18 protein-coding genes are annotated in these 21925 nt (G+C 72.4%); 10 read left to right on the forward strand and 8 right to left on the reverse strand.

The window, feature by feature from the left end:
• Positions 1–200: 200 nt before the first annotated feature.
• A complete protein-coding gene (locus tag ACGF0D_RS16535) occupies positions 201–1409 on the reverse strand; it encodes an HpcH/HpaI aldolase/citrate lyase family protein (RefSeq protein ID WP_392916709.1) in 1209 nt (402 codons plus the stop codon).
• Positions 1410–1776: 367 nt separating this feature from the next.
• Between ACGF0D_RS16535 and ACGF0D_RS16540 the strand changes: the two genes are divergently transcribed.
• On the forward strand, positions 1777–2949 hold the full coding sequence (locus ACGF0D_RS16540) for a TerD family protein (RefSeq protein WP_392916712.1): 1173 nt from the start codon (positions 1777–1779) through the stop codon (positions 2947–2949).
• A gap of 149 nt (positions 2950–3098) precedes the next feature.
• Here ACGF0D_RS16540 and ACGF0D_RS16545 read toward each other — a convergent pair whose 3' ends face one another.
• Positions 3099–3839 (reverse strand): Tellurium resistance, encoded by a 741-nt coding sequence (locus tag ACGF0D_RS16545; RefSeq protein ID WP_392869694.1) that lies wholly within the window; start codon positions 3837–3839, stop codon positions 3099–3101.
• Between the two features lie 341 nt (positions 3840–4180).
• On the opposite strand from ACGF0D_RS16545, the gene ACGF0D_RS16550 reads away from it, so the two are divergent.
• Complete coding sequence (locus tag ACGF0D_RS16550; protein ID WP_392916715.1) at positions 4181–5347, forward strand: DUF2637 domain-containing protein; 1167 nt, start codon at positions 4181–4183, stop codon at positions 5345–5347.
• A gap of 102 nt (positions 5348–5449) precedes the next feature.
• Here the strand turns inward: ACGF0D_RS16550 and ACGF0D_RS16555 are convergent, their stop codons facing one another.
• The 5 genes from ACGF0D_RS16555 to ACGF0D_RS16575 all read right to left on the reverse strand — a co-directional run bounded on the left by ACGF0D_RS16555 (position 5450) and on the right by ACGF0D_RS16575 (position 9451).
• Positions 5450–6547 carry a DUF475 domain-containing protein gene (locus tag ACGF0D_RS16555; protein WP_392916718.1) on the reverse strand — a complete coding sequence of 366 codons (1098 nt, stop codon included), beginning with the start codon at positions 6545–6547 and terminating at the stop codon, positions 5450–5452.
• A gap of 146 nt (positions 6548–6693) precedes the next feature.
• Positions 6694–7272 carry a TerD family protein gene (locus ACGF0D_RS16560; protein WP_392869699.1) on the reverse strand — a complete coding sequence of 193 codons (579 nt, stop codon included), beginning with the start codon at positions 7270–7272 and terminating at the stop codon, positions 6694–6696.
• 227 nt (positions 7273–7499) lie between these two features.
• Entirely contained in the window at positions 7500–8075 is a 576-nt protein-coding gene (locus ACGF0D_RS16565) for a TerD family protein (protein ID WP_392869701.1), read from the reverse strand.
• Between the two features lie 222 nt (positions 8076–8297).
• Entirely contained in the window at positions 8298–8756 is a 459-nt protein-coding gene (locus ACGF0D_RS16570; protein ID WP_392916721.1) for a peroxiredoxin, read from the reverse strand.
• Positions 8757–9013: 257 nt separating this feature from the next.
• A complete protein-coding gene (locus ACGF0D_RS16575; protein WP_392869704.1) occupies positions 9014–9451 on the reverse strand; it encodes a DUF3052 domain-containing protein in 438 nt (145 codons plus the stop codon).
• Positions 9452–9967: 516 nt separating this feature from the next.
• Between ACGF0D_RS16575 and aceE the strand changes: the two genes are divergently transcribed.
• Positions 9968–12718, forward strand: a complete 2751-nt coding sequence (gene aceE, locus ACGF0D_RS16580) for a pyruvate dehydrogenase (acetyl-transferring), homodimeric type (RefSeq protein ID WP_392869706.1) — start codon at positions 9968–9970, stop codon at positions 12716–12718.
• 153 nt (positions 12719–12871) lie between these two features.
• Here the strand turns inward: aceE and ACGF0D_RS16585 are convergent, their stop codons facing one another.
• A complete protein-coding gene (locus ACGF0D_RS16585) occupies positions 12872–14461 on the reverse strand; it encodes an MFS transporter (RefSeq protein WP_392870102.1) in 1590 nt (529 codons plus the stop codon).
• Positions 14462–14693: 232 nt separating this feature from the next.
• On the opposite strand from ACGF0D_RS16585, the gene ACGF0D_RS16590 reads away from it, so the two are divergent.
• The 7 genes from ACGF0D_RS16590 to ACGF0D_RS16620 all read left to right on the forward strand — a co-directional run bounded on the left by ACGF0D_RS16590 (position 14694) and on the right by ACGF0D_RS16620 (position 21919).
• Positions 14694–15374, forward strand: a complete 681-nt coding sequence (locus ACGF0D_RS16590; RefSeq protein ID WP_392869708.1) for a TetR family transcriptional regulator — start codon at positions 14694–14696, stop codon at positions 15372–15374.
• A 132-nt stretch (positions 15375–15506) separates the two neighbouring features.
• A complete protein-coding gene (locus ACGF0D_RS16595; protein WP_392916723.1) occupies positions 15507–16838 on the forward strand; it encodes a sensor histidine kinase in 1332 nt (443 codons plus the stop codon).
• Positions 16835–17509 carry a response regulator gene (locus ACGF0D_RS16600; RefSeq protein WP_392869712.1) on the forward strand — a complete coding sequence of 225 codons (675 nt, stop codon included), beginning with the start codon at positions 16835–16837 and terminating at the stop codon, positions 17507–17509. Before ACGF0D_RS16595 ends, ACGF0D_RS16600 begins: the two co-directional genes overlap by 4 nt.
• Before the next feature lie 157 nt (positions 17510–17666).
• Complete coding sequence (locus ACGF0D_RS16605; protein WP_392916726.1) at positions 17667–18791, forward strand: alpha/beta hydrolase; 1125 nt, start codon at positions 17667–17669, stop codon at positions 18789–18791.
• A 28-nt stretch (positions 18792–18819) separates the two neighbouring features.
• Entirely contained in the window at positions 18820–20064 is a 1245-nt protein-coding gene (locus ACGF0D_RS16610; RefSeq protein ID WP_392916729.1) for an acyltransferase, read from the forward strand.
• Positions 20065–20148: 84 nt separating this feature from the next.
• Entirely contained in the window at positions 20149–20484 is a 336-nt protein-coding gene (locus ACGF0D_RS16615) for an MmcQ/YjbR family DNA-binding protein (protein ID WP_392869718.1), read from the forward strand.
• 220 nt (positions 20485–20704) lie between these two features.
• Complete coding sequence (locus ACGF0D_RS16620; protein WP_392916732.1) at positions 20705–21919, forward strand: alpha/beta hydrolase; 1215 nt, start codon at positions 20705–20707, stop codon at positions 21917–21919.
• Positions 21920–21925 lie beyond the last annotated feature (6 nt).

Genomic DNA, 21925 nt, shown 5'->3' on the forward strand with positions numbered 1-21925 from the left:
GTGGTGCGATGGTGCGTTGGTCATATCCGCGCTCACGGATCCGTCATATCCACCCCGGGGGAACCGGAGGGAACGGCTCGGGCTCGGCCACGGAAACAGTCGGCCCCCGGGTACCGGCCACCCGGGAGTGAGCCACCCGGGAGTGAGCCACCCGGGAGTGAGCCGTACGGGAGTCAGCCACTCCGGAACCGGCCGCACGGTCAGCCGCACAGGCAGGCCGACAGCAGTTCCGCGAAGCTCACGTCCTCCCGGGCCACGCCGAACACCTCCGCCCGCAGCAGCACCCGCTCCGCCCAGGCCCGGTGCGGCCGGGCCTCGTTCATCTTGTTGGTGTACGCCGAGCGCAGTACCCCGCCGCCGTCCTGCTCCTGCCGGAGGATGTCGCGGGCGTCGCAGTACTCCTCGTGCGTGACCACGGAGAGGGCGTGCACGGCCGGAACGTGGCTGGGGTGGATGCAGGTCTTGCCGAGCAGGCCGTTGGCCCGGTCGAGTTCGACCTCCCGGATCAGCCCGTCCAGGTCGTGTTCGATGATCCGCCGGCGGACCTCCTCGCCGGAGGCCCGGAGCGCCCCGGAGGCGGCGGAGAGCGAGGTCCCGGCGAACGGGGTCCGGCGCAGCTGCGGCTTGAACATCCGCTCCTGCACCGGGAAGTACTCCCAGACCGGCCCGGTGACGGTGTACCCGGTGCCGTCCGCCCGGCCGAGCACGTTGACCACGTCCCCGATCACCGCCGCGACCAGTGCCACGTCGTACGCGGTGAGGTCGGGCGAGCGCCGCAGGCCGTACGCGGAGCAGAGGTCGGTGACGCCGAGCCGGACGGCGAGCACCCGGTCGCGGTGGCCGGCGAGCAGCTCGGCAATGCCGAAGAGCTGCTCCCGCCTGGTTTCCAGGTGGGCGAGTTCGGGCGACTCCAGGACGGGCATGGCGAACAGCCGCCGCCCGGTCGCGGCCTCGGCGGCGGCCAGCGCGGCCAGGTACTCACCGCCGTTCGCGGGGGTGAACTTCGGCAGCACGAAGCCGCTGAGCAGCTCGACGGCCGGTCCGAGGCGTTCGGCCAGGTCGAGGATCTGGGTGGCGGCACGGACCCTGATGAAGAGCAGGGGGTGGCTCTGTGTACAGTCGGTGAAATCCTTGACCAGGTCATTCAGCTGTTCGACCAGGTTCCGCTCGCCCGCGTCCACCTCGTGGTCGGCGATCGCGTCCTCCAGGCAGAGCACCATCGACACCACGCCCCGACCAGCGAGTTTGCGGATGTCCGCGGCCAGCGCGGGCCTGGTGGCCGGGCTGTAGAGGGTGCCGCCGAGGGCGGTGGCGAGCACCGTCGGCCCGCTCCGCGCACTGAACGGGCGCGGCTGTTCCAGGAAGAGCCGGCCGCGTACGTCCTCGGCGAGGTGGCCGAAATGGCGCAAGGTGCTCTCCTCCAGGAAGTGGACCGGCCTGCGGCCCGTTGCCGACGACACCCTGGTCAACCGGCCGACCGGGTGCCATGGTTCCCGGGCACGCCTCCGCCGGACGCCCCTGTGCCGACCCCCCGGGGACCTTTCGACCGCCCATCGTACGGACGGGATCCGGCCGGTCCCGGTTCCCCGGCACTGAACTCCCGGAACATCCCGGTCCACTTGGACGATCACGGATGATCACGGTTGTGACGGCCATGAACCTCGGAATCGACGGCGGCAAACCTCGGAAAGCGCAAGTCTTGGCAAAGTCCGACGCGGCACGGACCGCTCCGGTCACGTTGTCCGAAGGGGTGGCGAACAGGCAGGATGGTCGGCTATGACGCACGTGATGGCCAAGGGCGCCAACATCGCACTGCCGGCGGCGGCGGTCCGCGCCGTGCTGCGCTGGAGCGCCACGCCCGGTGCGCCGGACGTGGACGCGTCCGCGCTGCTGCTCGGCGCCACCGGCAAGGTCCACTCGGACGCCGACTTCGTCTTCTACAACCAGCCCCGCCACCCCTCCGGCCTGGTCCGCCACCTGCCCAAGCAGCAGACCTCCGGCGGCGCCGAGATCATCGACACGGTCGAGGTCGAACTGGGCAAGCTGCCCGCCGGGGTGGACCGCGTGGTGCTGGCCGGCTCCTCCGAGGGCGGGCCGTTCCGCGCGGTGCCGGGGCTGCGCCTGCTGCTCTTCGACGCCACGGCCGGCGAGGGCGCGCCCGCACTCGCCGAGTTCGCGATCGACGACGCCGAGAACGTCACCGCCCTGGTCGCGGGCGAGCTGTACCGCCGCTCCGGCGCCTGGAAGTTCCGGGCGATCGGCCAGGGCTACACCTCCGGGCTGATCGGCCTCGCCACCGACTTCGGCATCACCGTGGACGACGAGGCGGAGGCCGACCAGGCGCAGGCCCAGGTGCCCGGGTCCACCACCACCGCGGTCGGCACGCTCGATCCGCGCAGCACCCCGATGCCGGACCCGCGCTCGACCACCCCCGAGCCCGGCACCTTCACCCTGGCCCCGGCCGTCCCGCAGACACCGCCCGCCCAGCCGCCCGCCCAAGCTCCGGCCGCCGCCGGCGCAGCGGGCACCGCGCCCGCACCGGCGACCCCGCCGCCGCCCGCGGCCCCGCCGACCATGCCCCCGCCGCCCACCGCGCCCCCGGCCCACCAGCCCGGTCAGCCCGGTCAGCCCGGCAACGGTTACGGCTACCCCCAGCCCGGCACGGGCTACGGCTACCCCCACCAGCAGCAGCCCGCCGGCGGCTACGGCTACCCGCAGCCCGGCGGTTACGGCTACCCCCAGCCGAACCAGCCGGTCCAGCCGAACCAGCCCGCCCCCCAGCACCAGCCCGTCCCGCAGCAGCAGGGCCCCGCCGGCTACGGCTACCCGCAGCCCGGCACCGGCCAGCAGCCGCCCGTCCCGCCGCAGCCGCCGACGGCCAAGCCCCCGGCACCCACCGGCGAGGAGTTCGCACTGCCCCCGCAGGGCCCGCAGTTCCAGCCCCGCTGACGCCCCCGGCGGGGCCGCCCGCCGAACCCGGCCCCGCCCGCCAAGCCCCGGCCCCGCCGACGACCCCGGTCCCGCCCGCCACAGGACCACCGATCGCCATCGGTCGCCCGGCCGCACTCAATCGCTCAACCGCTCAGCCGCTCAACCACTCAGTCGCTCTTGTACCCGCGCTGCCACTGCATCCCGAACCCGTACAGCCGGTCGATGTCCGCCTGGAACCCGTTGACGTACCGCACCTCGCGGCGGACCCTCAGCTGGTTGTCCCCCGCGTTCTCGATCAGCACCACCGCGCAGGAACGCGCCGCCCGGGCCCGCTCGTCCAGCTTGATCTCGATCCGCGGCCCGGTCTGCGGCACGATCGTGACCACCGCGTTCGACTGCTCGAAGGCCGGCGTGCCGTCGTAGATGTAGACGAAGATCAGCAGCCGCTTGAACTTGTCCTTCTTCTCCAGGTTGACGTACATCGTCTCGCCGGACGGCGCCCCGTACTGGTCGTCGCCGCTGAGCTTGATGTACGGCGCGTTCTGGAGGTCGCCGAAGAGCCCGCCGAGCGGCTGCACCACGCCCGTGCTCCCGTCGGAGAGCTCGTACATGCAGGCCAGGTCGAGGTCGACGTTGGTCGGCTCGGCGTTCTGCGGCGAGTCCGGATCCTGCGGCCGCAGGATCCGCGGGCTGAAGAACCGCCTGACGGACTCCCGCGGGCTCGGCCGGGCGGCGCCCCCGGAGCTCATCGTCCAGTGCAGGTTGACGTAGAGGTAGCCGGTGGTGGCGGCCGACCCGGTGATCGCGTGCTGCGGGGCCGACTTGGTGAGTATGACCTTGTGCTGACCACCGGGGTTGTCGAAGGTGTAGCTCTTGTCCCCGCGCAGGTACTCCCAGATCGAGACCATGCAGTCCTCTCCCCCCTGCTCCCGTCAGGCGTTCTGACGGCCCGCCGACCAATGATCGGGCATCGGCCCGGCCGTCGGATACCCCGTTCACCCCCTCCCCTACCCAACCTGGCCCGACCGGCGGGTCGATTGGCCCCGGGAAGCCGCCCTCCCGTAACATGCCGCCCCTTCGGACGCGATATCGTCTAGCCGCACAGGTGTCCCGTCCGCCCCTGCGCGGGCGCGGCGGGCATGCCGTGCGGCGACGAACGAACCGTCAGGCAGTGCCCGCACGGCGGGTCCTGACCGTCTGTGTCGCACTGTGATCCTGTCCCCTGCGGAAACCCGAGGCCCGACCCGCAATGAACCTGACCTCCATACAGCTGGTCTGGACCGTCGTCGGCGGCGCAGCCCTGCTGTTCGTCGCCCTCCTGATGGCGACGCTGCGCTTCAAGAACTCGAAGAAGGACGAGTCCGGCGACTCCTGGGAGCGCAGCGAGGAGCGCCGCCGCCGCAAGGAGATGATCTACGGCATCTCCTCGTACACGCTGCTCTTCTGCTGTGCCGGTGTCGCCGCCGCGCTGTCCTTCCACGGCCTGGTCGGCTTCGGCAAGGAGAACCTGGGCCTGTCCGGCGGCTGGGAGTACCTCGTCCCGTTCGGCCTGGACGGCGCCGCGATGTTCTGCTCGGTGCTCGCCGTCCGCGAGGCCAGCCACGGTGACGCCGCGCTCGGCTCCCGCCTGCTGGTCTGGGTGTTCGCGATCGCCTCGGCCTGGTTCAACTGGGTGCACGCCCCGCGCGGCGTGTCGCACGACGGTGCCCCCCAGTTCTTCTCCGGCATGTCGATCTCGGCGGCGATCCTGTTCGACCGGGCACTGAAGCAGACCCGCAAGGCCGCACTGCGCGAGCAGGGCCTGGTGCCGCGCCCGCTGCCGCAGATCCGCATCGTCCGCTGGCTGCGCGCCCCGCGCGAGACCTACGCGGCCTGGTCGCTGATGCTGCTGGAGAACGTCCGCAGCCTGGACGAGGCAGTCGACGAGGTGCGCGAGGAGCGCCAGGCGAAGCTGGACGCCAAGGCCCGCGCCCGTACCGCCGACCGCCGTGAGCGGGCCGAGATGAAGGCCATCTCCCGCCAGACCGGCATGCTCGCCCGGGCCCGCGGCGGCCGCCAGGTTCCCGCCCTCACGGCTGCCGGAGACGGCCCGAGCGCTACGGAGCCTGCCCTAGCCGCGGGAACCGACGCCACCACCTCGACCTCGGCCTCCTCGTACTCGGCCTCGAAGCAGTCCGCCGACCCGCTCGAGCCGGCTGCCCTGGACTCCGGCCTCCGGCCGCGCGCCGCCGTCGGCTCCTCGTACACGTCCTCCTCGTACGCGTCCTCCTCCTACACGTCCTCCTCGGTCTCCGGCACCGGGTCGTCCCGCAGCGGCTCGACCGTCGACCTGACGGCCGACGACGACACCCTGTCGATGCCGAAGCTGGACTCGCTGGAGCGCAAGCTGCGCGCGATCGAGCAGCAGCTCGGCTGACGGGCCCCGCACCCCACAGGAACGACCAGGGACACACGACGAACGGCCGCCCCCGGGAAACCCCGGAGGCGGCCGTTTCGCGTGCCGGTCGTCGGACGGCGGTTACTTGTTGCCGCTGCCGACCAGTTCCGGCTCCTCGTCCGCGCCCTCGCGCCGGTTGCGCAGGATCGACGAGCCGAGCGCCAGCCCGATGAAGGCGACGCCGATCAGGCCGGTGACGATCTCCGGGATGTGGTACTTGATCCCGACCAGCAGGATCGCCGCCAGCGCGCCGATCGCGTAGTGCGCGCCGTGCTCCAGGTAGACGTAGTCGTCCAGGGTGCCCTTGCGGACCAGGAAGACGGTCAGCGAGCGGATGTACATCGCGCCGATGCCGAGGCCCAGGGTGATCTGGAAGATGTCGCTGGAGATGGCGAACGCGCCGACCACGCCGTCGAAGGAGAACGAGGCGTCCAGGACCTCCAGGTAGAGGAAGAGGAAGAACGCCGCCTTGCCGCCGACCTGGACGATCGACTTGCCGGCCTTCTCCGCCGCCTCCTCCCGCTCCTCCTCGGCCTCCAGGCCCGACTCGAAGATCGAGGAGAGGCCGTTGACGGCAAGGTAGGTGACCAGGCCGAGGACGCCGGCGAGCAGGACGGTCTCCGCGTGCTCCTCGGCGAAGAAGTTGGAGGCCAGCAGCAGGGCGACCAGGGCGACGACGGTGGAGAAGGCCTCCAGCTTGCCGACCTTCTCCAGCGGCCGCTCGATCCAGGCCAGCCAGTTGTAGTCCTTCTCCTCGAAGATGAAGTCGAGGAAGATCATCAGCAGGAAGACGCCACCGAAGGCCGCGATGGCCGGGTTGGCCGCCTCCAGGTACTGGGCGTAGGTGAGGCCCTCGTGGGTCTTGTCGGAGTGCAGCGCGAGGTCGACGACCGTCGCGGGGCTGAGCTTCGCGGTGAGGCCGACGACCAGCAGCGGGAAGACCAGGCGCATGCCGAAGACCGCGATGAGGACACCGACGGTCAGGAAGATCTTCTGCCAGTACGGGTTCATCCGCTTCAACACCGTGGCGTTGACCACCGCGTTGTCGAACGACAGGGAGATCTCCAGGATGGAGAGGATCAGCACGATGCCGAAGCCTTGGGCTCCCCAGAGCAGTCCGGCCGCGACCAGGCCGATGGCGGTGATCGCGAACGACCAGCCGAATGTGCGGAGGAACACGGGAGTTGGCTACCTTTCGGGTTCTGGCCGTGCCGGGGGCGGCCTCGTCCCGAGACGCCCTGACCGGGCCGGGCCCGGTCAGGTCACCCCCGCACTGCCCTTTGTTCTCATGATCGGGTCGGGTGCGATAAGTCCGATTTCCGCCCTTACTGTACGTTCACGCCGAAGTCGAGCGCGATGCCGCGCAGGCCGGAGGCGTACCCCTGGCCCACCGCGCGGAACTTCCACTCGCCCGCGTAGCGGTACAGCTCGCCGAAGATCATCGCAGTCTCGCTGGACGCGTCCTCGGACAGGTCGTAGCGGGCGATCTCCTGGCCGTCGACCGAGTTGACGACCCGGATGTAGGCGTTGCGGACCTGACCGAAGTTCTGGAACCGCGCCTCGGCCTCGTAGATCGAGACCGCGAAGATCACCTTGTCGGCCTGGGCCGGGACGAGGTCCAGGTTGACCAGGACCACCTCGTCGTCACCCGTGTCGTCGCCGCCGGTGAGGTTGTCGCCCTGGTGCTCCACCGAGCCCTCGGGGCTCTTGAGGTTGTTGTAGAAGACGAAGTACTCGTCGCCGAGCACCCGCCCGCCACCGCAGATCAGGGCGCTCGCGTCGAGGTCGAACGGGGCGCCCGTGGTCGAACGGGCGGACCAGCCGAGGCCGATCTGGACCTGCGTCAGGTTCGGCGCGGCCTTGGTGAGCGAGACGTTGCCACCCTTGGCGAGCGTGACCACCATGACGTTCTTCCTCCCTTGCTTCTCCCGGGGCGCCTTCCAGGTGTAATCCCCCGCGACCCCGGCCGACCGGCTCCGGTCGGCTGAACTTCCTGAACTCACATCCTCGCAGCGCGACGGACCACCGCGGCACCGGGGCGGACGCAACCGGGGCGGCCCCGGACCACGGAGGTCCGGGGCCGCCCCGGCGGAACGGCGCGGGACCCGCGCCGCAGGGTGTGCCCGAAGGCTCAGACGTTGACGCCGAAGTCCTGCGCGATGCCGCGCAGGCCGGAGGCGTAGCCCTGGCCGATGGCGCGGAACTTCCACTCGCTGCCGTTGCGGTACAGCTCGCCGAAGACCATCGCGGTCTCGGTGGAGGCGTCCTCGGAGAGGTCGTAGCGGGCCAGCTCCGAGTTGTCGGCCTGGTTCACCACGCGGATGAACGCGTTGCGCACCTGGCCGAAGTTCTGGCCGCGGGTCTCGGCGTCGTAGATCGAGACCGGGAAGACGATCTTCTCCACGTCCACCGGCACGCCGGCCAGGTTGACCTTGATCGCCTCGTCGTCGCCCTCGCCCTCGCCGGTCAGGTTGTCACCGGTGTGCTCGACCGAGCCGTCCGGGCTCTTCAGGTTGTTGAAGAACACGAAGTTGCCGTCCGAGGCGACCTTGCCCTGGGCGTTGCACAGCAGGGCGCTGGCGTCCAGGTCGAAGTCCGCACCGGTGGTGGTCCTGACGTCCCAGCCCAGGCCGACGACCACGGCCGTGAGGCCCGGTGCCTCCTTGGTGAGCGAGACGTTGCCGCCCTTGCTGAGGCTGACTCCCACTAGTCCTCCAAGAATCGGGAGGCACGTCCAGTGGTGCCCCCGGTGGTGCGGTCCGGGGCGTCGGGAGGCCCATCGGCTCCCGCACCCCACCCCGCCAACGGCCCGAGCGTAGTACGGGGTTCCCGTCCGCACCCCTGATCAGGCCGGACACGGCCCGACGGCACCCGGCCGGCGGGTGCCGCGGGAGCGGGCGCGGCGCCGTCGGGGCGCTGGGCGGGGGCCTCAGAGCGCCGCGAGGACCTTCAGGTACTCCTGCTCGTCCCGGGCGTCCGGGAGGCCGTTGACGACGCTCCAGCGCACCGTGCCCTCGGTGTCGATCACGAAGGTGCCGCGCAGCGGGCAGCCCCGCTCCTCGTCGAGGACGCCGTACGCGCGGGTGACCTCGCCGTGCGGCCAGAAGTCGGCCAGCAGCGGGAACTCCAGCCCCTCCCGGTCGGCGAAGACCCGCTGGGAGAACTGCGAGTCGCAGGAGACGCCGAGCACCTGCACGGTGTCGTTCTGCAGGCCCGCCAGCTCCCGCTGGATCGCGCCCAGCTCGCCGGTGCAGACGCCGGTGAAGGCGAACGGGTAGAAGACCAGGACGACGTTCTTGCGGCCGCGGAAGTCGGAGAGCCGGACGGCCTCCCCGTGCTGGTTGTTGAGCTCGAAGTCCGGAGCCGGGGTGTCGACCTCGATGGCCATGGACGGGACCTTTCTGACGCGACCGCGCCGCGCGGCGGGCGCGGCAGGCCACATCCTCGCATTCGTTTACGGCGGTTCGACCGAACGGATGAGGCGGGCGGTCGCGGCCCCGGTCCGTTCGCCGTGCGCGAACGGGGCGGCGGGCCGTCCGGGTGTGTCGGGGGATACGGCGCCGGGGGATGCGGCGCCGGGAAATGCAGCGGGCCCCGCCGGAGGGGTTCCTCCGGCGGGGCCCGGTGCGGGGCTTCAGAGCCCGCTCAGCGCTTGCCGCCCTTCATCGTGGACTTGGTGGCGAGCCGGGTGGCCGCCCAGTCCTTGACGATGTTGATCGAGCTGGTCTGGGAGAGGCCCGCGGTCTTGGCCGCGTCGTTGATCTCGGAGGCCTCGATGTGGCCGTCCCGCCCGGTCTTGGGCGTCATCAGCCAGATCAGGCCGCCCTCAGCGAGGTACTCCAGCGCGTCGACGAGGGCGTCGGTGAGGTCCCCGTCGTCGTCGCGGTGCCACAGCAGGACGGCGTCGGCGACGTCGTCGTAGTCCTCGTCGACGAGATCCGTACCGGTGAGCTCCTCGATGCCCTCGCGGAGGTCCTGGTCAGTGTCTTCGTCGTACCCCAGCTCCTGGATGATCTGGCCTTCTTCGAAGCCGAGACGGGTCGCCGGGTTGGACTTGTCCGCGGGGTCCGCGGTCGCGCTCACGGGAATAACCTCCAGTATTCGGCCCGGCATCCATGCCGAGGCTGTGGCCGTAGTCCACACGGGCGCGGCGGTTCGCGCAAGTACCCGACCCCCGATCCCCTCCAAAGGTTGACGTGTCGCAGCGGGACACGCCGCGCGGCGTGGCGGGAATCACACCGATTTGCCCTTTTCTGCATGGTCCGAGGATGCTTCGGGTGGTCCCGGTCCACAGGCCGTACGCACGACCGAGATGCGAACGGCATTCGGGTCCGCGCGTGCGCGGGCGTAGAGTCTCCTGTTGGCCCTCACCCCGGCCGCCCGCCATCGGGCGGACGGGACACCAGGTCGGACCACCTCTTTTCGTAACACCCGGGGGTGTGCGGAGCGGACGAAGACGCCCGCACCGCGCGCCACCAGACCGGACCGCCCACCAGGCGGAACGGTTACCGGTCGGTAGAGATGACGGATCTCCGAGCGCGGTAGCACGATGGAGGCGGCGCGACACACCTCAGTTTCGACCGACAGTGAAGGAACAGCGTGGCTTCCGGATCCGATCGCAACCCGATCATCATTGGCGGCCTTCCGAGTCAGGTCCCGGACTTCGATCCCGAGGAGACCGCGGAATGGCTGGAGTCGCTCGATGCGGCCATCGACGAGCGGGGGCGTGAGCGTGCCCGTTACCTGATGCTGCGGCTGATCGAGCGCGCCCGCGAGAAGCGTGTCGCCGTGCCCGAGATGCGCAGCACGGACTACGTCAACACCATCGCGACCAAGGACGAGCCGTTCTTCCCCGGCAACGAGGAGATCGAGCGCAAGATCCTCAACGCGACCCGGTGGAACGCGGCCGTCATGGTCTCCCGGGCCCAGCGCCCGGGCATCGGCGTCGGTGGCCACATCGCCACCTTCGCCTCCTCCGCGTCGCTGTACGACGTCGGCTTCAACTACTTCTTCCGTGGCAAGGACGCCGAGGGCGAGTCCGGCGACCAGGTCTTCTTCCAGGGCCACGCCTCCCCCGGCATCTACGCCCGCGCCTTCCTGCTGGACCGACTGTCCGAGCAGCAGCTCGACGCGTTCCGCCAGGAGAAGTCGAAGGCGCCGTACGGCCTCTCCAGCTACCCGCACCCGCGGCTGATGCCGGACTTCTGGGAGTTCCCGACCGTCTCGATGGGCCTCGGCCCGCTCGGCGCGATCTACCAGGCCCGGATGAACCGCTACCTGGAGCACCGCGGCATCAAGGACACCTCCGACTCGCAGGTGTACGCCTTCCTCGGCGACGGCGAGATGGACGAGCCCGAGTCGCTCGGCCAGCTGTCCCTGGCCGCCCGTGAGGGCCTGGACAACCTGACCTTCGTGGTCAACTGCAACCTGCAGCGCCTGGACGGCCCGGTCCGCGGCAACGGCAAGATCATCCAGGAGCTGGAGTCCCAGTTCCGGGGCGCCGGCTGGAACGTGATCAAGCTCATCTGGGACCGCAGCTGGGACCCGCTGCTCGCGCAGGACCGCGACGGCGTCCTGGTGAACAAGATGAACACCACCCCGGACGGCCAGTTCCAGACCTACGCCACCGAGACCGGCGACTACATCCGCGAGCACTTCTTCGGCAGCGACCTGCGCCTGCGCGCGATGGTCGAGAACATGTCCGACCAGCAGATCCAGCACCTGGGTCGCGGCGGCCACGACCACAAGAAGGTCTACGCCGCGTTCAAGGCCGCCCGCGAGCACAAGGGCCAGCCGACGGTCATCCTGGCGCAGACGGTCAAGGGCTGGACGCTGGGCCCCAACTTCGAGGGCCGCAACGCCACCCACCAGATGAAGAAGCTGACGGTCGAGGACCTGAAGCGCTTCCGCGACCGGCTGCACCTGCCGATCACCGACAAGCAGCTGGACGAGGGCTACCCGCCCTACTACCACCCGGGTCGCGACTCGGAGGAGATCCAGTACATGCACGACCGCCGGCAGGAGCTCGGCGGCTACGTGCCGACCCGCAAGGTCCGCCCGCGGAAGCTGGAGCTGCCCGGCGACGACGCGTACAAGGCGGTCAAGAAGGGTTCCGGCAACCAGACCATCGCCACCACCATGGCGTTCGTCCGGGTGCTCAAGGACCTCATGCGGGACAAGGGCATCGGCAACCGCTTCGTGCCGATCGCCCCGGACGAGTACCGCACCTTCGGCATGGACTCGCTGTTCCCGTCGGCCAAGATCTACAACCCGCTCGGCCAGACCTACGAGTCGGTCGACCGGGACCTGCTGCTGGCCTACAAGGAGTCGCCGAAGGGCCAGATGCTGCACGACGGCATCTCCGAGGCCGGCTGCACCGCCTCGCTGATCGCCGCCGGCTCGTCCTACGCGACCCACGGCGAGCCGCTGATCCCGGTGTACGTCTTCTACTCGATGTTCGGGTTCCAGCGCACCGGCGACCAGTTCTGGCAGATGGCCGACCAGCTGGCCCGCGGCTTCGTGATCGGTGCCACCGCCGGCCGCACCACGCTGACCGGTGAGGGCCTGCAGCACGCCGACGGCCACTCGCACCTGCTGGCCTCGACCAACCCGGGCGTCGTGGCCTACGACCCGGCGTACGGCTTCGAGATCGCGCACATCGTCCAGGACGGTCTGCGCCGGATGTACGGCTCCAGCGCCGAACACCCGCACGGCGAGGACGTGTTCTACTACCTCACCGTCTACAACGAGCCGATCAAGATGCCGGCCGAGCCCGAGAACGTGGACGTCGAGGGCATCCTCAAGGGTCTGCACAAGTACGCGCCGGGCACCGCCGGCCAGATCCCGGCCCAGATCCTCGCCTCCGGCGTGGCCGTGCCGTGGGCCCTGGAGGCCCAGCGCATCCTCGCCGAGGAGTGGAACGTCAAGGCCGACGTCTGGTCCGCGACCTCCTGGAACGAGCTGCGCCGCGACGCGGTGGAGGCCGAGGAGTTCAACCTGCTGCACCCCGAGGAGCAGCAGCGGGTGCCGTACGTCACCCAGAAGCTCCAGGGCTCCGAGGGCCCGGTCGTCGCGGTGTCCGACTGGATGCGCGCGGTGCCGGACCAGATCGCCCGCTGGGTGCCGGGCCAGTACCAGTCGCTGGGTGCCGACGGCTTCGGCTTCGCCGACACCCGTGGCGCGGCCCGTCGCTTCTTCCACATCGACGCGCAGTCGGTCGTCCTGGGGGTGCTCACCGAGCTCGCCAAGCAGGGCAAGATCGACCGCTCGGCGCTGAAGGACGCGATCGACCGCTACCAGCTGCTGGACGTGGCCGCGGCCGACCCGGGTGCCGCCGGCGGCGAAGCCTGATCAGCCCGTAGGCACTGAGGGGCCGGACTCCCGTACGGGGGTCCGGCCCTTCGGCGTGCGCCGCGCACTCGCGCGCCTGACGGCGGGAGCACCACGACGGCCCCGGACTCCGAGGAGTCCGGGGCCGTGGCGTTGCGGCGTCGGGGGCGCCCGTCAGATGTGCACGGCCGGGCCCGCGTCGGTGGTGCCGCGGCGGGTGAGCAGGCCGAGCACGGCGGCGGCGAAGGCCACCACGGCGGCCACCGCGAAGGCGAGCGACATGCCGCTCACGAAGGACTCGTGGACGGCGCCGGCCATCGCGTCCACCGCCTGCTGCGGGGTGCCGGCCGGGGCCGGCGGGGCGATGCCGAGCTGGGCGGCCTGCTTGAGGCCCTCGCCCGCCGTGCCCTCGACCGGCGGCAGGCCGGCCTTGGCCCAGTTGCCCGGCAGCACGTCGCCGACCTTCGCGGCCATCAGCGCGCCCAGCGCCGCGGTGCCGAGGCTGCCGCCGACCTGCATCGCGGCCTGCTGGAGGCCGCCGGCCACGCCGGAGAGCTCCAGCGGGGCGTTGCCGACGACCACCTCGGTGGCGCCGACCATGACCGGGCTGAGGCCGAGGCCCAGCAGGACGAACCAGAGCGACATCACGCCGTTGCCGGAGTCGGTCTCCAGGGTGGACATGCCGAACATCGCGGCGGTGGTGATCAGCATGCCGGCCACGATCGGGATGCGCGGGCCCAGCTTGCCGATCGCGATGCCGGCCAGCGGCGAACCGACGATCATCATGCCGGTCATCGGCAGCAGGTGGACGCCCGCCTCGACCGGCTTCATCCCGTGCACGTTCTGGAGGTAGAAGGTCACGAAGAAGAGCGCGCCGAAGAACGCGAAGGCCATCAGCACCATCAGCAGCACGCCCGCCGACAGCGGCACCGAGCGGAACAGGCCGAGCGGGACCAGCGGCTCCTTCGCCCGGCCCTGCCAGAACGCGAACAGCACCATCAGGACCACCGCGCCGCCCAGGAACAGCAGCGTCCTGGTGTCGCCCCAGCCCCACTCGGGGGCCTTGATGATGCCGAAGACCAGCGCGAACATCCCCACCGAGAGCAGCGCGATGCCCGGCAGGTCGAAGGACTTGGCGGCGTTCTCGGCCCGGACGTCCCTGAGGATCCACAGGCCCAGCGCCAGCGCGATCAGGCCGACCGGGATGTTGATGAAGAACACCGACTCCCAGCTGACGTGCTCGACCAGCAGGCCGCCGACGATCGGACCGGCCGCGGTGGAGGCGCCGATCACGCCGCCCCAGATGCCGATCGCCATGTTGAGCTTCTCGGCCGGGAAGGCCCCGCGCAGCAGGCCGAGCGCGGCCGGCTGGAGCAGCGCGCCGAACAGGCCCTGGAGCACCCGGAAGGCGATCACGGTCTGGATGTTGCCAGCGAAGCCGATCGCGGCCGAGGTGGCGGCGAAGCCCACCGCGCCGACCAGGAAGGTGCTCTTGTGGCCGAAGCGGTCACCGATCTTGCCGGCGGTGATCAGGAAGACCGCCAGGGCCAGCAGGTAGCCGCTGGTGACCCACTGGATCTCGGAGGGCGCCGCGTGCAGCTTCTCCTGGATCACCGGGTTGGCGATGGCGACGATCGTGCCGTCCAGCGCGACCATCATGACGCCGACCGCGACGGTCAGCAGAGTCAGCCAGGGGTGCCCCTTGAGGCCGCCCCCCGACGGTGGATTCGGCGGCGGCGGTGCGTCCGCCTCGGAGTTCTTCACGACGGACTGGCTCATCTGGGCCCTCCGGGGGCGTGGCTCGGTTCAGGACGTGGTCGTGGCGCCCCGGCCCACCCGTCCCCACAGGTGCCCCGGCCCGACGGACGCCACCACGGCAGATTATGTCAGCCTCTGACATACGGCAAACAGTGACTTCTGACCAGCACTGACATTTGTCAGAGCGCTAAGGTTGTGCTCCCACCCGCCCCACCCCGCGCTCCGGAAGGCCCCCGCCATGGCCGCTCACGCCCCCCGCACCACCGACGCCCCGGAGGGCCCCGCCCGCACACCGGGGCTGCGCGAGCGCAAGAAGCAGCAGACCCGGACCGCCCTGATCCAGGCCGCCCACGTGCTCTTCCTCCGGCAGGGCTTCGCCCACACGACCGTCGACGAGATCGCCTCCGCCGTCGACGTCTCCCAGCGCACCTTCTTCCGCTACTTCGCCAACAAGGACGAGGTCGCGCTCGCCGTGATGGCCGTGGCCGAGGACTACTTCATCGCGTGCCTGCGCCGCCGCCCGGCCGAGGAGACCCCGCTCCAGGCCCTGCGCGCCGCGATCGTCAAGGCCTGGCTCGACCTCGGCAGCGCGGAGGGCTCCGGCCCCGACTCGATCCACAGCGCCCTCGAACTCATGCGGATGATCGAGGAGACGCCCCCGCTGCTCGCCGCCCACCTGCGCCGGGTCACCGAGCAGGAGCAGGTGGTGATCCAGGTGCTCGCCGAACGCGAGGGCCTGGACCCGGCCGAGGACCTGCGCCCGGCCGTGCTCGCCGCCGTCTTCGCCAGCCTGCTGCGCTCGGCCCACCTGGCCTGGAGCGCCGAACGCGAGCCGGCCGGCCCCGAGGGCATGGTCGCGGTGATCGAGCGCTACTTCGACCAGCTCGGCCCCGCCCTGGCCGGCCACTGGCGCCCGTAGCACCACCCACCCGCGGTACCGCCCGGGCCCCGCCCGTCATACCGGGGTATCACCCGATGCCCCGGTACCACCCGGAAGTTCGCGCTCCAGTCCGACGCCCGACACGGGCCAGGCCGCCTAGGGTGGCCCCCGATGAAGACACCCACCAGAGCCGACGGCCGCGGGTTCGCGCTGCGCCAACTGCGCACCCTGCGGCACCACCTGACCACCCCGAGCGAGGACCACACCCCGCTGCTCGGGGACTCCCGCCGGCGCTGGGTGCGCCGGCTCCCGTACATCGTCGTGATCATCCTGCAGGCCTCGCTGATCCCCACCGGGATCGTCAACCTGGTCGGCTTCTACGGCCTGGCGGTGCCGGTGGCCGGCGCGCTGACCGTCGCCCAGACCACGCCGCTGTTCCTCGCCGTCACCCGGCCGCTGGCCGCCTGGTGGATCAGCGCCGCCACCCTGGTCGCCACCGCCGCCATCACCGCCCGCCACGAGCAGGTGATGGGCAGCTGGCCGTGGACGGCTCCGATGATCATCGGGTACGTCTTCCTGCTGCTCGCCCTCGCGCTGCGGGAGAGCCGGGCCACCCTGGTCTCGGTCTGGGTCGCCACCGTCCTGCTCACCGTGGTCACCACCACCCTCGGCCTGCCCCGGCCCGGCGACGGCACGACCGTGCTGCTGATCGCGCTCAGCGGCGCCGCGCTGCTGCTCGGCTGGGCCGTCCGGGACCGCGCCGTGGCCCGCCGACTGCTCACCGAGCAGGAGCAGATCAGCGAGGTCGAGCGCGAACGCCGCACGCTGCTGGAGGAACGAGCCCGGATCGCACGGGAGTTGCACGACGTGGTGGCCCACCACATGTCGGTCATCGCGGTGCAGGCGGCCAGCGCGCCGTACCGGATCGGCGGCGTACCGGACGAGGCCGCCGAGGAGTTCACCGCGATAGCCGGCACCGCCCGCGAGTCACTGGCCGAGATGCGCCGGCTGCTCGGCGTGCTGCGCAGCGAGGAGTCCGGCGGGGACAAGGCGCCCCAGCCCGGGGTCGGTCAACTCGCCCAGCTGGTCGAGACGGTGGGCCGGGCCGGGGTGGCGGCCGAACTGACCCTGGAGCCGGACGCGGCGGACCTGGCAGGCCAGGCGCCGCAGGCCGTCGGGCTGTCCGCGTACCGGATCGTGCAGGAGGCGCTGGCCAACGTGGTGCGGCACGCCCCCGGCGCGCGGACCTGGGTCTCGCTGACCACGGACGGTCCGGCGCTGCTGGTGACGGTGGTCAACGCGCCCCCGCCGCAACCCACCGAGTCGCTGGAGGCCTCGGCGGAGGGCACCGGGCAGGGGCTGGTCGGAATGCGCGAACGCGTCCGGCTGGTCGGTGGCAGGCTGGACACCGGTCCGCTGCCGGACGGCGGCTTCAAGGTGGCCGCCGTCCTGCCCCTCGACCGCCCCGACAGCCCCGACACCCCCCGGGAGACCACCGCATGACCATCCGCGTGATCATCGTCGACGACCAGGCCATGGTGCGCGCCGGCTTCGCGGCCCTGCTCAACGCCCAGAGCGACATCGACGTGGTGGGGGACGCGGCGGACGGCGCCCAGGCCCTGGAGGTCAACGGCCGCACCCACCCGGACGTGGTGCTGATGGACGTCCGGATGCCCGTCATGGACGGCCTGGAGGCGGCCCGGCGGCTGCTCGACCCCGAGGTGCCCGGCGCCCACCGGCCCAAGGTGCTGATGCTGACCACCTTCGACGTGGACGACTACGTGTACGAGGCGCTGCGCGCCGGGGCCAGCGGCTTCCTGCTCAAGGACGCCCCGCCGGCCGACCTGATCGCCGCGGTCCGGGTGGTCGCCGCCGGCGAGGCGCTGCTCGCCCCCTCGGTGACCCGCCGGCTGATCGAGGACTTCGCCCGCACCCGCCCGGCGAAGCGCCGCGACCCCAAGGTGCGGCTCAACGGCCTGACCCCGCGCGAGACCGAGGTGCTGGAGCTGATCGCCCGCGGCCTGTCCAACCAGGAGATAGCCGCCGGACTGGTGCTCGCCGAGCAGACCGTCAAGACGCACATCGGGCGGATCCTCGCCAAGCTCGGCCTGCGCGACCGCGCCCAGGCGGTCGTCCTGGCCTACGAGTCGGGCCTGGTGGCACCGGGTCAGTAGCCGGCGCCCGCCCGCTCGGGCGGCCCCCCTGATACCCGGGTAGCACCCGGGAGTTGGCCCCGCGGTGTGACGTCCGCGGGGCCGTCGCGTTCCTACCTTCCTCTCCACCGGACGCCGAACCGACTCGGCGGCCGCGCCGACGAGGGGGAGCACGGACATGCGCAGGTTCCGGACCAGACGGGCGATCGCCGCCACCGCGCTGGCACTGGCGGTGGCGCTCGGCACGGGCGGCTGGGCCGCCGACACCCAGACCCCCGTCACCGGCCCGCCGCCCGGCAGCGCCGCCTGGACCGCCGACACCTCGCTCGGCCTGCGGCCGCCCGACCCGGCCACCGCCACCCCGGCCCTTGTCGCCGCGTTCTTCGCCGGGTTGGCCCCGGCCACGCAGGAGGCCCTGGCCGCCCGGCACCCGCTGGTGGTCGGCAACCTGGACGGCGCCCCGGTCGCCCTCCGGTACCGGGCCAACGCCCTCGCCCTGGCCGCCGAACGCACCCGCGAACTCGCCCGGGCCACCGACCCCGCGCTCACCCCGCAGGACCACGCGGCCGCCCGCACCCGGGCCGAGCACTACCGCGCCCTGCTGGACGGCGGCCGCCAGGTCCTCGCCTTCGACCCGCGCGGCCGCGGCCAGGTCGCCGAGGTGTACGGCGACCTCGCCACCGCCCGCCGCACCGCCGTGATCGTCCCCGGCTCGGACATCGACCTGCTCCGCTTCGACCGCACCTCCGACCCGTACGGCACCCCCGCCGGCATGGCCCGCGCCCTCCTGGACGCCACCGACCGGCAGACCGCCGTGATCGCCTGGGCCGGCTACACCACCCCGCTCGGCCTCGGCCCGGACGCCGCCACCGAGGACCTGGCCCGGGCCGGCGCCCCGCGCCTCACCCGACTGCTCGACGGACTCGCCGTCACCACCCGCCCACAGGCCCCGCCCACCGTGTTCTGCCACAGCTACGGCTCCGTGGTCTGCGGCCTGGCCCGCCCCACGCCCGCGCAGGCCTCCGGCGTGGTGGTGCTCGGCTCGCCCGGCATGGGCGTCGACTCGGCCGCCGACCTCGACCCCGGCGTTCCGCTCTGGGCCACCGCCCGCAACGGCTCCGACTGGATCGGCGAGGTGCCCAACGTCCGGCTGTTCGGCCTCGGCCACGGCGCCGACCCGACCGGCACCGGCTTCGGGGCCCGCCCGCTGCCCGCCACCGGATCCCACGGCCACACCGGCTACTTCGCCCCCGGCACCGCCTCCCTCGCCGCCTACGCCGACGTCGCGCTCGGCCGCGCCTGACCGCCCGCACCGGAAGGAACACCACGCCATGGCCGGCACCACCACCCCCAGCCCGCTCACCGCCCTGCGCCGCGCCGCCGCCCGCGTCGACGCGAAGACCCCGGCCGACCGCGACCGCGCCCTGGACGGGCTGCGCGCCCTGGCCCTGCTCGCCGTGCCCGTCGGACACTGGATGCTCGGCGGCTTCACCCGCACCCCCGACGGCGCCCTGCACAACGCCAGTCCGCTCTCCACCCTCGACTTCTTCGCCCCGCTCAGCTGGGTGCTCCAGATGCTCGGGGTGTTCTTCCTGGTCGGCGGCCACTCCTCGGTCCGCTCGCTGGAGCGCGCCCGGGCCAAGGGCCTGCGGACCCGCGACTGGCTGTGGGCCCGTACCGTCCGGCTGCTGCGCCCGGTGCTCGGGGTGGCGGCCGTCTGGGCGGCGCTGGTCCCGCTGCTGCCCGCGCTCGGCGTCCCCGCGGACACCCTGCGCACCGGCGCCACCCTGGTGGTGCAGCCGCTCTGGTACATCGCCGTCTACCTGGGGCTGACCGCGCTCACCCCGCTCTGCGTGGCCGCTGGGCGCCGGCTCGGCGGCTGGTCGGCGGGCCTGCCGGTGGTCGTGGTCGCCGCCGTCGACCTGCTCCGGTACGGGCCGTGGGCCGGGGCGGTGCCGTCCTGGGTGGCGCTGCTGAACATCCTGCCGGGCTGGCTGTTCGGCTACCAGCTGGGCGTGCTCTGGGCGCAGGGCCGGCTCGGCCGCCCGGCGGCCCGGGTGCTGCTGCTCGGCGGCGGCGCGCTGTTCGCCGCGCTGCTGCTGGTCTTCCACTACCCGGCCAGCATGGTCGGCGTGCCCGGGGCCGCGCGAACCAACTCGCACCCGCCGTCCCTGCTGGTGCTCGCCCTGGCCGCGTTCCAGTGCGGCGCCGCGGTGCTGCTGCGGGAGCGGCTGGGCCGGCTGCTGACCCGCCGCCCGCTGCTGTGGCTGCCGGTCGTGGTGGTCAACCTGTCGGCGATGACGGTCTTCTGCTGGCACCAGAGCGCGATGCTCGCGGTCGCGGTGCCAGGCGCGGCCGCCCTGGGCGCCGTCCCGGGCCTGACCACCGCGCCGGACTCGCTCGGCTGGGTGGCCGCCCGGCTGGCGCTGCTGCCGCTGTTCGGCGCCGTACTGGTGGCGGTCGGCTGGTTCACCCGCCGGTTCGACGGCCCGTGGACGGCCTTCTCGCGGGGCGGCAAGACGGTGGCCGGGGCGGCGGCGGCGCTGTTCGCCGCGTACGCGCTGGGCGTGGTGTGACGGCACGCCAGGCGTGAGCCGCCCCCGGTGCGCCGTGCCGCGCGCCGGGGGCGCGCTGTCGGCGCCCTGCCCTACCCTGCCGCCATGGTGACGTTCGACGAGTTCCGCGCGATGGGTCTGGCCCTGCCCGAGGCCGTCCAGGAGCCGACCTGGGACATCGAGACGCTGCGGGTCCGCGGCCGGATCTTCGCGATGGGCGCACCCGACGGGGAGCGCGTCAGCGTGAAGGCCTCCCCCGAGGACCAGGCCGAACTGCTCGCCGCCGAACCCGAGGTGTTCTCCTCCGCCCCGTACGTCGGGCGGCACGGCTGGGTGAGCGTCCGGCTGGACCTGGTGGACCGGGACGAGCTGCACGACCTGGTCACCGAGGCCTGGCGGCGGACGGCGCCGAAGCGCCTGGTGCGCGAGTTCGACGCCTGAGCGCCACCCCGCCGGCCCGTGTCGCACCCGACCGCACGCGCCGCCCGAACCACTGGGAGACGCCGTGAGGACACCCCCGGTTCATGTGATCCATCCCACAGTTTAGGCGTTCCCGCCGCCCCTTCGGGCGCCCTAGGCTTGCGCAGGGAAGTCAGCAGAACCATCGCACCCTCCGGGCACCGCCCGCGAAACGGTGACGGGCCCCAAGGGAGTTGGTGCGGTGCGCAACCGTCGACGCTGGAAGCGGGTACTGATCGGGGCGTTCGCCGGCTGCGCGGTGCTCGCCGACGCCGGAGCCTCCGCCGCCGCGGCCGCGGTCTCCTCCGAACAGCTGGCGATCTCCACGCCTCCGGCCGGCAGCGCCGCCTGGATCCAGGACCACTCCTTCGGCCGCTCCCTGCCCGACCCGGCCATCACCACGCCGGCCGCCGCCGCGGCGTTCTTCGCCTCGCTCGCGCCCACCGAGCTGGACCGGCTGATCCAGGACTACCCGCTGGTCGTCGGCAACTACGACGGCGCCCCGCTGGACCTGCGCTACCGCGCCAACCGGATCGCCCTGGCCGCCGAGCGCGACCAGGCCCGGGCCCGCGCCGCGGACCGCAAGCTGGACTCCGACACCCGCGCGCTGGCCGTCTCCCGCGCCAACGACGTCGAACACCTGCTCGCCCCGGACCGGCAGATCCTGGCCTTCGACCCGCGCGGCCGCGGCCTGGTCACCGAGGTGTGGGGCGACCTCGCCGACGCCGAGCGGATCTCCGTGCTCGTCCCCGGCTCGGACGCCGACCTCGGCCACCACGACCAGGCCGCGGATCCACTGCGCTCCCCGGCCGGGATGGCCCGCGCCCTGTACGCCGAGGAGCGGCACCAGGCGGCGGGCACCCGGACCGCCGTGATCTCCTGGACCGGCTACGTCACCCCCTCCGGCCTCGGCCCGGACGCGGCCACCTCCCGGCTCGCCGACGTCGCCGCCCCCCGGCTGGAGCGGCTGCTCGCCGGGCTCAAGGAGACCACCCGGCCGGACGCGCCGCCGTCGCTGCTCTGCCACTCGTACGGCTCGGTGGTCTGTGGCACCGCCGCCCCGGAGATCCCGCGCGCGGCCGCCTCGCCGTCCGACACCTCCGGCATCACCGACCTGATGGTCTTCGGCAGCCCGGGCATGGGCGTGCAGAGCACCACCGAGCTGGGCGCCGGCGTGCACGTCTGGGCCACCCGCAACCCCAGCGACTGGATCGGCAACGTGCCGTTCCTGGAGGTCGGCGGGCTCGGCCACGGCGCCGACCCGACGGCGAGCGGCTTCGGCTCCGAGCAGATCTCCTCGGCCCGCGCGGTCGGCCACAACGGCTACTTCAGCGAGGGCACCGACAGCCTGCACAACTTCGCGGCGATCTCGCTCGGCCACTACCAGGACGTGCTCCGGCCGAACCCCGACCAGTAGCGGCCC

Source organism: Kitasatospora sp. NPDC048298 (assembly GCF_043201465.1).
Lineage (GTDB): Bacteria > Actinomycetota > Actinomycetes > Streptomycetales > Streptomycetaceae > Kitasatospora.

Bases quoted from the DNA above. Each gene is read 5' to 3' on its own strand.
- ACGF0D_RS16540 (WP_392916712.1), top strand. From the start codon at position 1,777: ATGACGCACGTGATGGCCAAGGGCGCCAACATCGCACTGCCGGCGGCG.
- ACGF0D_RS16545 (WP_392869694.1), bottom strand. From the start codon at position 3,839: ATGGTCTCGATCTGGGAGTACCTGCGCGGGGACAAGAGCTACACCTTC.
- ACGF0D_RS16550 (WP_392916715.1), top strand. From the start codon at position 4,181: ATGAACCTGACCTCCATACAGCTGGTCTGGACCGTCGTCGGCGGCGCA.
- ACGF0D_RS16560 (WP_392869699.1), bottom strand. From the start codon at position 7,272: ATGGTGGTCACGCTCGCCAAGGGTGGCAACGTCTCGCTCACCAAGGCC.
- ACGF0D_RS16570 (WP_392916721.1), bottom strand. From the start codon at position 8,756: ATGGCCATCGAGGTCGACACCCCGGCTCCGGACTTCGAGCTCAACAAC.
- ACGF0D_RS16590 (WP_392869708.1), top strand. From the start codon at position 14,694: ATGGCCGCTCACGCCCCCCGCACCACCGACGCCCCGGAGGGCCCCGCC.
- ACGF0D_RS16595 (WP_392916723.1), top strand. From the start codon at position 15,507: ATGAAGACACCCACCAGAGCCGACGGCCGCGGGTTCGCGCTGCGCCAA.
- ACGF0D_RS16600 (WP_392869712.1), top strand. From the start codon at position 16,835: ATGACCATCCGCGTGATCATCGTCGACGACCAGGCCATGGTGCGCGCC.
- ACGF0D_RS16605 (WP_392916726.1), top strand. From the start codon at position 17,667: ATGCGCAGGTTCCGGACCAGACGGGCGATCGCCGCCACCGCGCTGGCA.
- ACGF0D_RS16610 (WP_392916729.1), top strand. From the start codon at position 18,820: ATGGCCGGCACCACCACCCCCAGCCCGCTCACCGCCCTGCGCCGCGCC.
- ACGF0D_RS16615 (WP_392869718.1), top strand. From the start codon at position 20,149: ATGGTGACGTTCGACGAGTTCCGCGCGATGGGTCTGGCCCTGCCCGAG.